General features: G+C 66.1%; 14 protein-coding genes. 4 read left to right on the forward strand and 10 right to left on the reverse strand.

The features are described from left to right. Positions 1-16: 16 nt before the first annotated feature. The 9 genes from lolD to AC13F7_RS06940 all read right to left on the reverse strand — a co-directional run bounded on the left by lolD (position 17) and on the right by AC13F7_RS06940 (position 6,519). Positions 17-730 carry a lipoprotein-releasing ABC transporter ATP-binding protein LolD gene (gene lolD, locus AC13F7_RS06900; RefSeq protein ID WP_482999677.1) on the reverse strand — a complete coding sequence of 238 codons (714 nt, stop codon included), beginning with the start codon at positions 728-730 and terminating at the stop codon, positions 17-19. Then, positions 723-1,964, reverse strand: a complete 1,242-nt coding sequence (locus tag AC13F7_RS06905) for a lipoprotein-releasing ABC transporter permease subunit (protein WP_481468039.1) — start codon at positions 1,962-1,964, stop codon at positions 723-725. The genes lolD and AC13F7_RS06905 overlap by 8 nt, the downstream gene beginning before the upstream one ends. A 23-nt stretch (positions 1,965-1,987) precedes the next feature. Beyond that, positions 1,988-2,437 (reverse strand): hypothetical protein, encoded by a 450-nt coding sequence (locus AC13F7_RS06910; RefSeq protein WP_482999678.1) that lies wholly within the window; start codon positions 2,435-2,437, stop codon positions 1,988-1,990. Beyond that, on the reverse strand, positions 2,388-2,636 hold the full coding sequence (locus AC13F7_RS06915; protein WP_019183252.1) for an FAD assembly factor SdhE: 249 nt from the start codon (positions 2,634-2,636) through the stop codon (positions 2,388-2,390). The genes AC13F7_RS06910 and AC13F7_RS06915 overlap by 50 nt, the downstream gene beginning before the upstream one ends. 106 nt (positions 2,637-2,742) lie before the next feature. Beyond that, positions 2,743-3,528, reverse strand: a complete 786-nt coding sequence (locus tag AC13F7_RS06920) for a succinate dehydrogenase iron-sulfur subunit (RefSeq protein ID WP_346470378.1) — start codon at positions 3,526-3,528, stop codon at positions 2,743-2,745. 163 nt (positions 3,529-3,691) lie between these two features. Further along, positions 3,692-5,482 carry a succinate dehydrogenase flavoprotein subunit gene (gene sdhA / locus AC13F7_RS06925; RefSeq protein WP_482999679.1) on the reverse strand — a complete coding sequence of 597 codons (1,791 nt, stop codon included), beginning with the start codon at positions 5,480-5,482 and terminating at the stop codon, positions 3,692-3,694. Positions 5,483-5,513: 31 nt separating this feature from the next. Then, positions 5,514-5,900 (reverse strand): succinate dehydrogenase, hydrophobic membrane anchor protein, encoded by a 387-nt coding sequence (gene sdhD / locus AC13F7_RS06930; RefSeq protein ID WP_019183255.1) that lies wholly within the window; start codon positions 5,898-5,900, stop codon positions 5,514-5,516. Then, positions 5,897-6,289 carry a succinate dehydrogenase, cytochrome b556 subunit gene (sdhC, locus tag AC13F7_RS06935; protein ID WP_481468045.1) on the reverse strand — a complete coding sequence of 131 codons (393 nt, stop codon included), beginning with the start codon at positions 6,287-6,289 and terminating at the stop codon, positions 5,897-5,899. The genes sdhD and sdhC overlap by 4 nt, the downstream gene beginning before the upstream one ends. A 56-nt stretch (positions 6,290-6,345) precedes the next feature. Then, on the reverse strand, positions 6,346-6,519 hold the full coding sequence (locus tag AC13F7_RS06940) for a DUF1674 domain-containing protein (protein WP_481468047.1): 174 nt from the start codon (positions 6,517-6,519) through the stop codon (positions 6,346-6,348). 39 nt (positions 6,520-6,558) lie between these two features. On the opposite strand from AC13F7_RS06940, the gene ygfZ reads away from it, so the two are divergent. Beyond that, positions 6,559-7,428 carry a CAF17-like 4Fe-4S cluster assembly/insertion protein YgfZ gene (ygfZ, locus tag AC13F7_RS06945; protein ID WP_482999680.1) on the forward strand — a complete coding sequence of 290 codons (870 nt, stop codon included), beginning with the start codon at positions 6,559-6,561 and terminating at the stop codon, positions 7,426-7,428. 89 nt (positions 7,429-7,517) lie between these two features. On the opposite strand, the gene AC13F7_RS06950 is transcribed toward ygfZ, so the two are convergent. Further along, entirely contained in the window at positions 7,518-8,609 is a 1,092-nt protein-coding gene (locus AC13F7_RS06950; protein WP_481468050.1) for an ABC transporter ATP-binding protein, read from the reverse strand. A gap of 320 nt (positions 8,610-8,929) precedes the next feature. Here AC13F7_RS06950 and zwf point away from each other — a divergent pair, with 320 nt between their 5' ends. The 3 genes from zwf to pgl are packed head-to-tail and all read left to right on the forward strand — an operon-like array spanning position 8,930 to position 12,092. Then, positions 8,930-10,369, forward strand: coding sequence for a glucose-6-phosphate dehydrogenase (gene zwf / locus AC13F7_RS06955; RefSeq protein WP_482999681.1), 1,440 nt, complete (start codon positions 8,930-8,932; stop codon positions 10,367-10,369). Continuing rightward, complete coding sequence (gene glk / locus AC13F7_RS06960; protein ID WP_482999682.1) at positions 10,366-11,373, forward strand: glucokinase; 1,008 nt, start codon at positions 10,366-10,368, stop codon at positions 11,371-11,373. Before zwf ends, glk begins: the two co-directional genes overlap by 4 nt. After that, the gene (gene pgl / locus AC13F7_RS06965; RefSeq protein ID WP_482999683.1) at positions 11,370-12,092 is read left to right on the forward strand and encodes a 6-phosphogluconolactonase; all 723 of its coding nucleotides are present in this window, start codon (positions 11,370-11,372) and stop codon (positions 12,090-12,092) included. Before glk ends, pgl begins: the two co-directional genes overlap by 4 nt. The last annotated feature ends 15 nt before the right edge of the window (positions 12,093-12,107 follow it).

The raw sequence follows: 12,107 nt of genomic DNA on the forward strand, positions 1-12,107 counted from the left end.
GGGCAGCGGCGCCCGCTCAGACCTCGCTGTGCGCGAGGCTGTGCAGCCGCCCTTCGCGCAGTTCCAGCACGCGGTCCAACTTGCGTGCCAGCGAGCGGTCATGGGTCACCAGCACCAGGCTGGTGTGGTGCGCGCGGTTGAGCTCAAGCATCAGCTCGAACACGGTCGCGGCGGTCTTGTCGTCCAGGTTGCCGGTCGGCTCGTCGCCGAGCACGCAGGCCGGGCGGTTGACCAGCGCGCGGGCTACGGCCGCACGCTGGCGCTCACCGCCGGACAGCTCGCCCGGCTTGTGGTCCAGGCGATGACCCAGGCCGACCGATTCCAGCAGCGCCTGCGCACGGGTGCGCGCGTCGACCACTTCTTCGCCACCCAGCAACACCGGCATCATCACGTTTTCCAGCGCGGTGAATTCGGGCAGCAGGTGATGGAACTGGTACACGAAGCCGAGCGCGCGGTTGCGCAGCTGGCCGCGCTGGCTGTCGGACAGGCCGGACATGGGCTGGCCGGCCACGTAGACCTCGCCCGCCGTCGGCGTATCCAGGCCACCGAGCAGATGCAGCAGGGTGCTCTTGCCGGCGCCGGAGGCACCGATGATGGCCACGGTCTCGCCGGCCGCCACGCGCAGGTCCAGCCCGTTGAACACGGGGGTCTGCATGCGGCCTTCGGCATAGGTCTTGGCCAGCGCTTCGGCGCGGATGACTTCCTGGCCCAGGGTGAGTGCTTCATTCATAACGCAGGGCCTCCGCCGGCTGGGTGCGTGCCGCGCGCCAGGCGGGATACAGGGTGGCAAGGAAGCTCATGATCAGCGCCACGGCGGTGATCACGATGATGTCCGGGGTCTGCATGTCGGTCGGCAGGCCGGTGATGTAGTAAACGTCCTCCGGCAGCAGCTTGACGTTGAACAGCGTCTCGATCGCGCCGAGGATGCGCTCCAGGTTCAAGGTCAGGGTGATGCCGCCGATCACGCCGAGCACGGTGCCGAAGATGCCGATCAGCGAGCCCTGCACCATGAACACCTGCATGACGCCGCCCGGGGTGAGGCCAAGGGTGCGCAGGATCGCGATGTCGGCCTGCTTGTCGGTGACCAGCATCACCTGCGAGGAGACCAGGTTGAAGGCGCCCATGGCGATGATCAGCGAGAGCAGGATGCCCATCACTACCTTCTCCATGCGCAGCGAGTGATACAGGTTGGCGTTCTGCTGGGTCCAGTCGCTGACCCGGTAGGCACCGGTCAGGTTGTGGGCCAGATCGACACCGACGTCCAGCGCCTTGTCCATGTCGTGCAGCTTCAGGCGCACGCCGGTGACGCCATCGATGCGCAGCACCTTTTCCAGATCGGCCATGTTGGCGTAGGCCACGCCACGGTCGACCTCGTTGTAGCCGGCTTCGAAAATGCCGCTGACGGTGAAGCGCTTCATGCGCGGAATCGCGCCGATCGGCGTGCCCTGCACTTCAGCCAGCGTCACCAGCACGGTATCGCCGACGCCGACCCCAAGGTAGATCGCCAGTTCCTGGCCGACCAGCAGGTTGTAGCTGCCTGCGGTCAGGCTGTCGAAGCTGCCTTTCTTGACCTTCTGGTTGATCACCGAGACGTTCGGCTCCAGCGCCGGGTCGATGCCCTGCACGATGGCGCCCTGCACGCGGGGACCGCTGAGCATGGCCTGGATTTCGATGTACGGCGCAGCACCGGCGACGCGCGGATCCTTCTTGGCCACCTCCACCGCATGCGCCCAGTCGGCCATCGGTGCGCCGTCGGTGGTGATGGTGGTATGCGCGGTCATCTGCAGCAGGCGATCGCGGATTTCCTTCTGGAAACCGCTCATGACCGCCAGCGTGGTGATCAGCACGGTCACGCCCAGGGCAATGCCGAGGATCGAGGCCATGGAGATGAAGGAGATGAAGCCGTTGCGGCGTTTGGCGCGCAGGTAACGCAGGCCAATCGAGACAGGTATGGGTTTGAACATGCAGGTACGCCGGACAATTCAGGCTATGGTGCCACTGCAGGGGGTGAACGGGAAATGCAGTGTGCCCGGACGGCTAGTCGCAGTTCACGTCCCTCCGCCTGCGGAAGGGTATCGGGCCAGAACAAGCGCCAGTGGCGGCGCCCGTCCTGCCGCCAGCCCAGCTGCACCAGCGGGCCACGGCGCCGCATCTGCACCTCCTCCACCGGCTCGCCATCGACCTGTGCCGGGTCTTCGCCCGCCGGAATCACAAAGACACACCCCGGGCGGCGCGCATACCGCCACGCCTCCCACCACGTGCCGGCCAGCGCCAGCACGCCCAGCGCCAGGCCCCACGGCGCGGGCAGATCGGTCGCCCACAACGCCCAGGGCATCAACGCGCCCATGGCGATCAGCGCGCGGCACTGCCAGCGCGAGGGAGACCACTCACGCTGGAAGGGCGCGGATCCTGGCGATGAGGGCGGCGGGCGCGGCATGCGGGCACTCCTCGTAACCCATGAACCAGCGCCACAACTTATCGTCCTCGCTCTCGAGCAGGAACAGGAAAACCTCGCGCTCGTCTGTCGGTGCCTGCAGCCAGCAGCGGTCCAGGTAACGGCCGAACAGCTGGTCCAGCTCGCGCATGCCGCGGCGGCAACGCCAGCGCAGCTTCTTCAGTTCGGTTGCTTCGTCCATTTTTCTGCGTTTCCAGATAAGGCAAAGCCACGCATGGCGTGGCTCTACCGTTTCGATCCTTTGTTGCAGGGCCACGCATGGCGTGGCGCTACAGGGCACGTCTGGATCAGGCGCGACGCGCCATCATCAGCTTCTTGATCTCGGCAATGGCCAGCGCCGGGTTCAGGCCCTTCGGGCACGTCCGCGAGCAGTTCATGATGGTGTGGCAGCGGTACAGCTTGAACGGGTCTTCCAGCTCGTCCAGGCGCGCACCGGTGTCCTCATCGCGCGAGTCGATGATCCAGCGGTAGGCCTGCAGCAGGATGGCCGGGCCCAGGTAACGCTCGCCGTTCCACCAGTAGCTCGGGCAGCTGGTCGAGCAGCACGCGCACAGGATGCACTCGTACAGGCCATCCAGCTTCTTGCGGTCTTCCGGCGACTGCAGACGCTCGCGATCCGGCGGCGGCGGGGTCTGGGTGCGGATCCACGGCTTGATCGAGGCGTACTGCGCGTAGAAGTGGGTCAGGTCCGGCACCAGATCCTTGACCACGCTCATGTGCGGCAGCGGGTAGATCGGCACTTCGGCCTTGCCGCAATCGGCGATGGCGCGGGTGCAGGCCAGCGTGTTGGTGCCGTCGATGTTCATCGCGCACGAACCGCAGATGCCCTCGCGGCACGACCGACGGAAGGTCAGGGTCGGATCGATCTCGTTCTTGATCTTGATCAGCGCGTCCAGGACCATCGGGCCGCAGGCGTCCAGATCGATCTCATACGTATCGGTGCGCGGATTGCTGTCGTCGTCGGGACTCCAGCGGTAGATCTTGAAGGTGCGGGTGTTCTTCGCACCGGACTGGGCGGGGAAGTGCTTGCCCTTTCCGATCTTGGAATTCTTGGGGAGGGAAAACTCGGCCATGGCTGTTCTCGTTGGCTCAGGCGGCTCGCGCTGCGGGGCAGGCGCGGGTAGCACGGAAGATGAGGAAGTCGACACCGCCGGCCAGCGGCGCACGCGCCACCCCACCCGTGCGGATGGTGGCGGTCGCGAGCGCTGCGTGGACGGAGGTCATGCCGCAGGTCTCTTAGTAAACGCGCGGCTTGGGCGGGACGACGTCCACGTCCTTGCTCAGCGTGTACATGTGGACCGGGCGGTAATCGAACTCGCACTTGCCGTTCTCGTCGACGTTGACCAGCGTGTGCTTCTGCCAGTTGACGTCATCGCGGTCCGGGAAGTCCTCATGCGCATGCGCGCCACGGCTTTCCTTGCGCTGTTCGGCCGAGTTGATCGTCGCCACCGCGTTGAGCAGCAGGTTGTTCAGCTCGTAGGTTTCGATCAGGTCCGAGTTCCACACCAGCGAACGGTCGGAGACCTTGACGTCCTGGAAGGAGTCGAAGATCTCGGCCATCTTGGCGCAGCCCTCTTCCAGCGTCTTGCTGGTACGGAACACCGCCGCATCGTTCTGCATGGTGCGCTGCATGCGATCGCGGATGACCGAGGTCGGGGTGTCGCCGTTGGCGTAGCGCAGCTTGTCGAGCAGGCCCAGGGCCTTGTCGCAGGCATCGGACGGCAGGGACTTGTGCGGCTGGCCCGGCTTGATGGTGTCGGCGCAGCGATTGGCCACCGCACGGCCGAACACGACCAGATCCAGCAGCGAGTTCGAGCCCAGGCGGTTGGCGCCGTGCACGGACACGCAGGCCGCTTCGCCGATGGCGTACAGGCCCGGCACGACCGCATCGGGGTTGTCGCCGACCTTGCGCACGACTTCGCCGTGGTAGTTGGTCGGGATGCCACCCATGTTGTAGTGCACGGTCGGGATGACCGGAATCGGCTGCCTGTGCACGTCCACGCCGGCGAAGATGCGGGCGCTTTCAGCGATGCCCGGCAGCTTGTCGTCGATGACGCCCGGGCCGAGGTGGGTCAGGTCGAGCAGGATGTGATCCTTGTGCTCGCCGACGCCACGGCCTTCGCGGATCTCGATGGTCATCGAACGCGACACCACGTCGCGCGAGGCCAGATCCTTGTAGTGCGGTGCATAGCGCTCCATGAAGCGCTCGCCGTTGCTGTTGCGCAGGATGCCGCCTTCGCCGCGCACGCCTTCGGTGATCAGGCAGCCCGCGCCGTAGATACCGGTGGGGTGGAACTGCACGAACTCCATGTCCTGCATCGGCAGGCCGGCACGCATGACCAGACCGCCGCCGTCGCCGGTGCAGGTGTGGGCCGAGGTCGCGCTGAAGTAGGCGCGGCCGTAGCCGCCGGTGGCCAGCACCACGCCATGGGCACGGAACAGGTGCAGCGAGCCGTCGGCCATGTCCAGCGCGAGCACGCCGCGGCAGACGCCTTCCTCATCGAAGATCAGGTCGAGGGCGAAGTACTCGATCATGAAGCGCGCGTTGTGCGCCAGCGACTGCTGGTACAGCGTATGCAGCATGGCGTGGCCGGTACGGTCGGCCGCGGCGCAGGTGCGCTGCGCGGACGGGCCTTCGCCGTACTTGGTGGTCATGCCGCCGAACGGGCGCTGGTAGATCTTGCCGTCTTCGGTACGGCTGAACGGCACACCGTAGTGTTCCAGTTCGATGATGGCCGGAATCGCTTCGCGGCACATGTACTCGATGGCGTCCTGGTCACCCAGCCAATCCGAGCCCTTGATGGTGTCGAAGAAGTGGTAGCGCCAGTCGTCTTCACCCATGTTGCCCAGCGCGGCGGAAATACCGCCCTGCGCGGCCACGGTGTGCGAACGGGTCGGGAAGACCTTGGTCAGGCAGACCGTCTGCAGGCCCTTGGCGGCAAGACCGAACGTGGCGCGCAGGCCAGCACCGCCGGCGCCGACCACGACCATGTCGTACTTGTGTTCCGTAATCTTGTAAGCGGACATCTAATCTGGATTCCTGTCTTGGTGCCTGGACTCAGGCGACGCCGAGCGCGATGCGGGCGACCGCAAAAACACTGACGATCCCGCCGAGCACGGCGATGAACTTCACCGTGGTCTGCAGCGCCAGGGCCAGCAGCGAATTGTGGATGTAGTCTTCCAGCACGACCTGCAGGCCGAGCTGGGCATGCCAGAACATCGCGACCAGGAAGCCGACCAGCAGCACCGCGTTCCACGGCTTGGACACCGCGTCGGTGGCGGTCACGTAATCGGCGCCGATCAGGCTCAGCACGAACACCAGGAACCAGATGGTCAGGCCGACCAGCGCGGTGGCGGTCAGGCGCTGCATCACGAAGTGCTCGGTGCCGGTCTTGGCGGCGCCCAGGCCACGCACGTTCTTCAGCGGGGTACGGTACTTGTTCATGCGGCCGCTCCCAGGAAGACATAGGCCCAGATCAGGGCAGTGATCACCAGGCTGGCGAAGACCGAGACCCAGCTGCTGCGCACGAAGGCGGGAATGGAGAAGCCGATCGCGAAGTCCTGCACGATATGGCGGATGCCATTGCACAGGTGGTAGGCGAAGGCCCAGGTCCAGGCGAACAGGAAGAGCTTGCCGTACCAGCTACCGGCGTGGCCGGTGAAGCAGTTCCAGGATTCAGGACCCATCATCAGGGCGAGCAGGCCGCCGGCAATGATCAGGGCTCCAACAGACAGAAAGATGCCGGTCGCTCGATGCAGAATCGAGGTGGCCATCTGAATCTGCCAGCGATACACCTGAAGGTGCGGGGAAAGGGGACGTTCTCTGGCGGCCATTCGCTGGGCTCGTTATCTCGGCTGGGCGGCGCAATGCCGCGTTGGCTCAATGCTGATCAAAAATCGATGCAGCGTCCGTTTTTTTCCCAATCTCCGTACCGCACCGGATCAAGTCCGCCGCGGCCGCCGATTTCCAAAGGCACTGCCGGCGTGTCGGAGAGCGGTTGCTCCTCCGGTACCAGCGTGCCTTCAGCTTCAGAATCTGGAGTGGGGGTTGTTTGGCCTATCATGGGTGTTCTCGCAACGCACAAATTTTAGACCCCGTTCACGTGCCTGACAACCTGCCCTCCGATTTCGCCGGCTTTTCGCGCCTCCCCGGTCACCAGCTGCTCAGCCTCAGCGGTGCCGATGCGGCCGCGTTCGCCCATGCCCAATTCTCCAGCGACGTCACCGCCCTGCCCCTGCGGCATTGGCAGTGGAGTGCTTGGCTGACGGCCAAGGGCCGCACCATTGCTGTGTTCCAGCTGTTGCGGCTGGAGGATGAGCGCATCGTGCTGGTGCTCGCCGATGGCGACGCCGATGCGATTGCGTCGCAGTTGCAGCGTTTCGTGTTCCGCCGCAAGGTGCGGATCGAGGTGCGCGACGACCTCGCCGTCGTGGCCAGCTTCACCGCGCCGGAAGCGGCCTCCGGTGCCGCGATTGCGCAACTTGCCGGTGAAAACCTGGAACTGGACCTGGGCAGCGATGCGCTTCCGCGCAGTCTGCGGATCGGTGCGGCCGATGCCATGGCCGCTGCGGCCGACAGTGCGGATATCGCGCTGGCCTGGCGCCAGTCCGACCTGCGCTACGGCCTGCCACGCCTGGATGCCGATCAGCGCGAACAGTGGACGCCGCAGCAGCTCGGGCTGGACCGCCTGAACGGGTACAGCGTCAAGAAGGGCTGCTACCCGGGCCAGGAAATCGTGGCCCGCACCCATTTCCTCGGCAAGGCCAAGCGCGCCTTGCAGCTGCTGCGGGTCGTGGAGGGCACGACCAGCGGCACGCAGGTGCATCAAAATGACGCCGCGATCGGCACTGTGGCCTCGGTGGCCGGTGACCTGGCCCTGGCAGTGCTCCCGCTGGAGATCGCGCCCGAACCGTTGACGGTTGGCGGGGTTGAAGCCGCCCACCTGCCCTTGCTGGACGGTCTGGCGCGGTAAGGGCAAGCATCGCGGTCACCACCAACGGCCGTGACCTACAGCCCGGTAGTGCCGGCCGCTGGCCGGCAATCCCGTAACCCCTCCGCGCCTTACGCGTCCTTCAGACGCTCGCCGGTTTGCGCATCAAAGAAATGCAGACCCTGTGGGTGGATCGCCACGCGGATCGGCTCGCCCACCGCCGGCAACGCCTGCGGCGCCACGCGCATCACCAACGGCTGGCCGCCACTGGTCATGTTGACGAAGATCTCGTTGCCGACCGGTTCGATGCCGTCGATCATCGCCTCGAACGCAGTCGCATCCCCGGCGGCGGCCGGCTGCAGATGCTCCGGGCGCACGCCCACAGCGACCGCCTTGCCGACCCAGTTCTGATCGATACGCGCCTGGCCCAGCGGGGCGGTCAGTGCGGCGTCCTGCACGGCGAAGCCGCTGTCGGTGCGCTGCAGGGTGCCGCGCAGCACGTTCATCGCCGGGCTGCCGAGGAAGCCGGCCACGAACAGATTGGCCGGACGGTCGTACAGCGCCATCGGCGTATCGATCTGCTGGATCACGCCATCCTTGAGCACCACGATGCGCTGGCCCAGGGTCATGGCTTCGACCTGGTCGTGCGTCACGTAGATCATGGTGGTGCCGAGCTTGCGGTGCAGCTGCGCGATTTCCGTGCGCACGCTGTGGCGCAGCTTGGCATCCAGGTTGGACAGCGGCTCATCCAGCAGGAACACCGCCGGCTCGCGCACCAGCGCCCGGCCCAGCGCAACACGCTGGCGCTGGCCGCCGGACATCGCCTTGGGCAGCTTGTCGAGCATCTCGGTCAGGCCGAGGGTTTCGGCCGCCTCGCTGACCCGCTTGCTGATCGTCGCCTTGTCGTGGCCGCGCAGCTTCAGGCCGAAGGCCAGATTCTCGGCAACGGTCATATGCGGGTAGAGCGCGTAGCTCTGGAACACCATCGCGATGTCACGATCCTTGGGCGCCACGTCGTTGACCACGCGGTCGCCGATCGTCAGCGTGCCGCCGCTGATCTCTTCCAGCCCGGCGACCATGCGCAGCAGTGTGGACTTGCCACACCCGGACGGCCCCACCAGCACCATCAATTCACCATCGGCCACTTCGAAGGTTGCGCCCTGCACGGCCACCTGACCGTTGTCATAGACCTTGCGAACGCCCTGCAGCTGCACTTTTGCCATATCACCATTCCAGTCCGCCCGGTCTCCGGGCTGTTATGCGGAACTGCCTTCGGCCCTCCCGATGGCAGGTCGATGGCGTGGTGCCGCATGACGGCGACCACTGCAATCGAATACAGTCTGCGCATTCTGCCATGTAAACGTTTTCACGTGGCACTATCCGATGGTCGGCCGTGACCTGACTGCCGGGGAAGATGCGAAATCTCTCCCGACACCGGGTCGGCAGGCCATCATGTCGGGCAGACAAGCTGCCCCGCCCGACCCCCGAGAACATAGACGAGAAGCGATTGACAACGATGTCACCCGGATCTGAAACTCGAGCGATGCACGACACCCTTTTCCTGTTTGGCGCCACAGGTGACCTGGCCCAGCGCTATCTGTTCCCCTCGCTGCTGCGACTCCTCGGCGACGGCCTGCTCCCGGAAGACTTCAAAATCCGCGCGCTTGCGCTGTCGCCGCACGACACCGAGGCCTTCCGCGAAATCCTGCGCCCGCGCCTGCAGCAGGCCATGCCCATGGCCAGTCAGGACGACATCCACTCGCTGCTGCAGCGCATCGACTACCGTTCGGTGGACCTGCGCAATCCCGAGTCGGTGGCCGAATCGGTGCATGACCTGGTCGACCGCCATTGCGTGAGCTACCTGGCGATTCCACCGGGCCTGTACATCTCCACCTGCGAGGGTCTGGCCAAGGGCGGCGCACTGGCCGCCCCGCACCGTCTGATGCTGGAAAAGCCGATCGGCAGCGACAGCGCCAGTGCCGAGGAGATCATCTCCACCATCGGGCAGTGGATCGACGAAGACCGCGTGTTCCGACTGGATCACTACCTGGGCAAGGCCGCGGTGCAGAACCTGATCGCGCTGCGCTTCGGCAACACGCTGCTCGAGGCGGTCTGGAACCGCAACTACATCGAATCGGTGCACATCCTGGTCGCCGAGAGCGAAGGCGTGGACGGTCGCGACGCGTACTACGCCCGCTCCGGCGCGCTGCGTGACATGGTCCAGAGCCACATCCTGCAGCTGCTGTGTCTGGTCGCGATGGAACCACCGGCCTCGCTGGAAGCCGACCGCATCCGCGATGAAAAGGTCAAAGTGCTGCGCGCCCTGCGCCCGCTGGACGCCAAGCACGCCGCGCGTGACAGCGTGCGCGGCCGCTACACCGCCGGCACCATCAACGGCCAGCCTGCGCAGGCGTACCAGCCGCCGGAAGGCAGCGACGTGGAAACCTTCGCCGGCGTCACCGCGCATATCGACAACTGGCGCTGGAGCGGCGTGCCGTTCCACCTGGTCACCGGCAAGCGCCTGGCCGAGCGCACCACGCGCGTCGTGGTCAACCTCAAGCCCGTCACCCATTGGCTGTTCGAACGCCCGCACCGCGGCAACGCCACGCCGAACCGCATCACCTTCCAGCTGCAGCCGCAGGAAAACATCGAGCTGGGCCTGATGAGCTCGCTGGCCGGCCCGGAATGGGGCGCGCTGGAACTGCACCCGCTGGAACTGGAACTGTCGGTACCGACCGGCCTGCACCGCCGCATCGCCTATGAACGCTTGTTCCTGGATGCCTTCAACGGCAACCATGCCCTGTTCGTGCGCGATGACGAAGTGCGCGCGGCCTGGGCCTGGATCGACAGCGTCAGCGATGCCTGGAAAGCGGCCAGCCTGCCGCTGCAGCCCTACCCGGCTGGCGAGTGGGGGCCGCAGGAAGCGGCCGGCTTCCTGCCGGCCGATGTGGATGCCGAGGCCGGCCGTGGTGGCCAGGCATGACGGTGGTGTCCCAACCGGTCCTCGTGGCGGATATCGGGGGTACCAACGCACGCTTCGCGCTTGCCGATACCTCACTCGATGCCCCGCTGCAGCAGGACAGCATCCGCGAGTTCCGCGTCGCCGAATTCCCCTCGCTGGGTGAAGCGGCGCGCCATTACCTGGACGAGATCGGCGCGGAGGCCAAACGCGGCGTGTTCGCCGTGGCTGGCCGCGTGGACGGCGACGAAGCACGCATCACCAATCACCCGTGGGTGATCTCGCGCATGCGCACCGCGCACATGCTCGACTTCGACGAACTGCACCTGATCAACGACTTCGCCGCGCAGGCAATGGCGATCTCGCTGCTGCAGCCGCACGACGTGATCCAGGTCGGCGGCGCAGCGTGGGTGCCGGGCAAGCCCGGCCAGCCGCGCAATTATGCGGTGATCGGCCCGGGCACCGGGCTGGGCGTGGGCGGGTTGATCCTGCGCCACGGCCGCTGCTATCCGCTGGAAACCGAGGGTGGCCACGTCAGCTTCCCGCCGGGCACGCCGGAGGAGATCCGCATTCTGGAGATCCTGTCCGAGCAGTTCGGCCGGGTCTCCAATGAGCGCCTGATCTGCGGTCCTGGCCTGGTCAACATCCACCGCGCCGTGTGCGAGATGGCCGGCATCGACCCGGGCCAGCTGCAGCCGGTGGACGTCACCGCGCGTGCACTGCATGGCGACCCGCAGGCGATGCGGACCGTGGATGTGTTCTGCGCGGTGTTCGGCGCGATCGCCGGTGACCTGGTGCTGATGCAGGGCGCCTGGGACGGCGTGTTCCTGACCGGCGGCCTGGTGCCCAAGATGCTGGATTCACTGCAGCACTCCGGCTTCCGCCAGCGCTTTGAACACAAGGGCCGCTTCTCTTCGATCATGTCCAAGGTGCCGTCACTGGCGGTGATGCACCCCAGCCCGGGCCTGCTTGGCGCAGCCGCATATGCGGCGGATGTGGAACGCGATCTGCCGGGAGGCACCGCATGAATACCCTGGATACGTCCAACCGTTTCACCCTGATCCGTCACGGCGATGCCGATGGCTGGATCGAGGCCGTGGCTGCTGAAATGGCCGCCGAACTCAACCGCGACATCGCCGAATTCGGCCGGGCGCGCATGCTGCTCTCCGGCGGCACCACGCCGGCGCCGATCTACCAGGCGCTGGCCGAGCTGGAGGTTCAATGGGACCGGGTGGAAGTGAGCCTGGTCGATGAGCGCTGGCTGTCGCCACAGGATCGCGACAGCAATGCCTGGCTGGTCCGCGAGAGCTTCCTCAACCGTGCCGATGGCGCGCATTTCGACCCGCTGGTGCGGATCGGCAAGCCGCTGCCCGAATGCGTCTACAGCGCCAACCTGCAGGCCCAGCACAGCCAGCGGCCGTGCCTGAGCGTGCTGGGCATGGGCAACGATGGCCACACCGCCTCGCTGTTCCCGGGGTCGAAGGATCTGACTCGGGCACTGGAAAGCACCCTGCCCTACGCGGCGCTGGATGCCACCGGCTGCCCCGGTGCCAATCAGTGGCCGCTGCGCATCACCCTCACCCCGCATGGCTTGAAGCAGAGCCGCCAGCGCCTGTTGCTGCTGCGTGGCAAGCAGAAGCTGGAGGTGCTCAAGCACGCGCTGGAAAGCAACAATCCGCAGCTGTATCCCATCCTCAATGCGATCGATCTCGACGGCGCGAAACTGCGCGTCCACTGGTGTGACTGAGTCGCCCCGGTGTTG

This window comes from Stenotrophomonas sp. K-6 (assembly GCF_056861555.1).

Bases quoted from the DNA above. Each gene is read 5' to 3' on its own strand.
- lolD (WP_482999677.1), bottom strand. From the start codon at position 730: ATGAATGAAGCACTCACCCTGGGCCAGGAAGTCATCCGCGCCGAAGCG.
- AC13F7_RS06905 (WP_481468039.1), bottom strand. From the start codon at position 1,964: ATGTTCAAACCCATACCTGTCTCGATTGGCCTGCGTTACCTGCGCGCC.
- AC13F7_RS06910 (WP_482999678.1), bottom strand. From the start codon at position 2,437: ATGCCGCGCCCGCCGCCCTCATCGCCAGGATCCGCGCCCTTCCAGCGT.
- AC13F7_RS06915 (WP_019183252.1), bottom strand. From the start codon at position 2,636: ATGGACGAAGCAACCGAACTGAAGAAGCTGCGCTGGCGTTGCCGCCGC.
- AC13F7_RS06920 (WP_346470378.1), bottom strand. From the start codon at position 3,528: ATGGCCGAGTTTTCCCTCCCCAAGAATTCCAAGATCGGAAAGGGCAAG.
- sdhA (WP_482999679.1), bottom strand. From the start codon at position 5,482: ATGTCCGCTTACAAGATTACGGAACACAAGTACGACATGGTCGTGGTC.
- sdhD (WP_019183255.1), bottom strand. From the start codon at position 5,900: ATGAACAAGTACCGTACCCCGCTGAAGAACGTGCGTGGCCTGGGCGCC.
- sdhC (WP_481468045.1), bottom strand. From the start codon at position 6,289: ATGGCCGCCAGAGAACGTCCCCTTTCCCCGCACCTTCAGGTGTATCGC.
- AC13F7_RS06940 (WP_481468047.1), bottom strand. From the start codon at position 6,519: ATGATAGGCCAAACAACCCCCACTCCAGATTCTGAAGCTGAAGGCACG.
- AC13F7_RS06950 (WP_481468050.1), bottom strand. From the start codon at position 8,609: ATGGCAAAAGTGCAGCTGCAGGGCGTTCGCAAGGTCTATGACAACGGT.
- zwf (WP_482999681.1), top strand. From the start codon at position 8,930: ATGCACGACACCCTTTTCCTGTTTGGCGCCACAGGTGACCTGGCCCAG.
- glk (WP_482999682.1), top strand. From the start codon at position 10,366: ATGACGGTGGTGTCCCAACCGGTCCTCGTGGCGGATATCGGGGGTACC.
- pgl (WP_482999683.1), top strand. From the start codon at position 11,370: ATGAATACCCTGGATACGTCCAACCGTTTCACCCTGATCCGTCACGGC.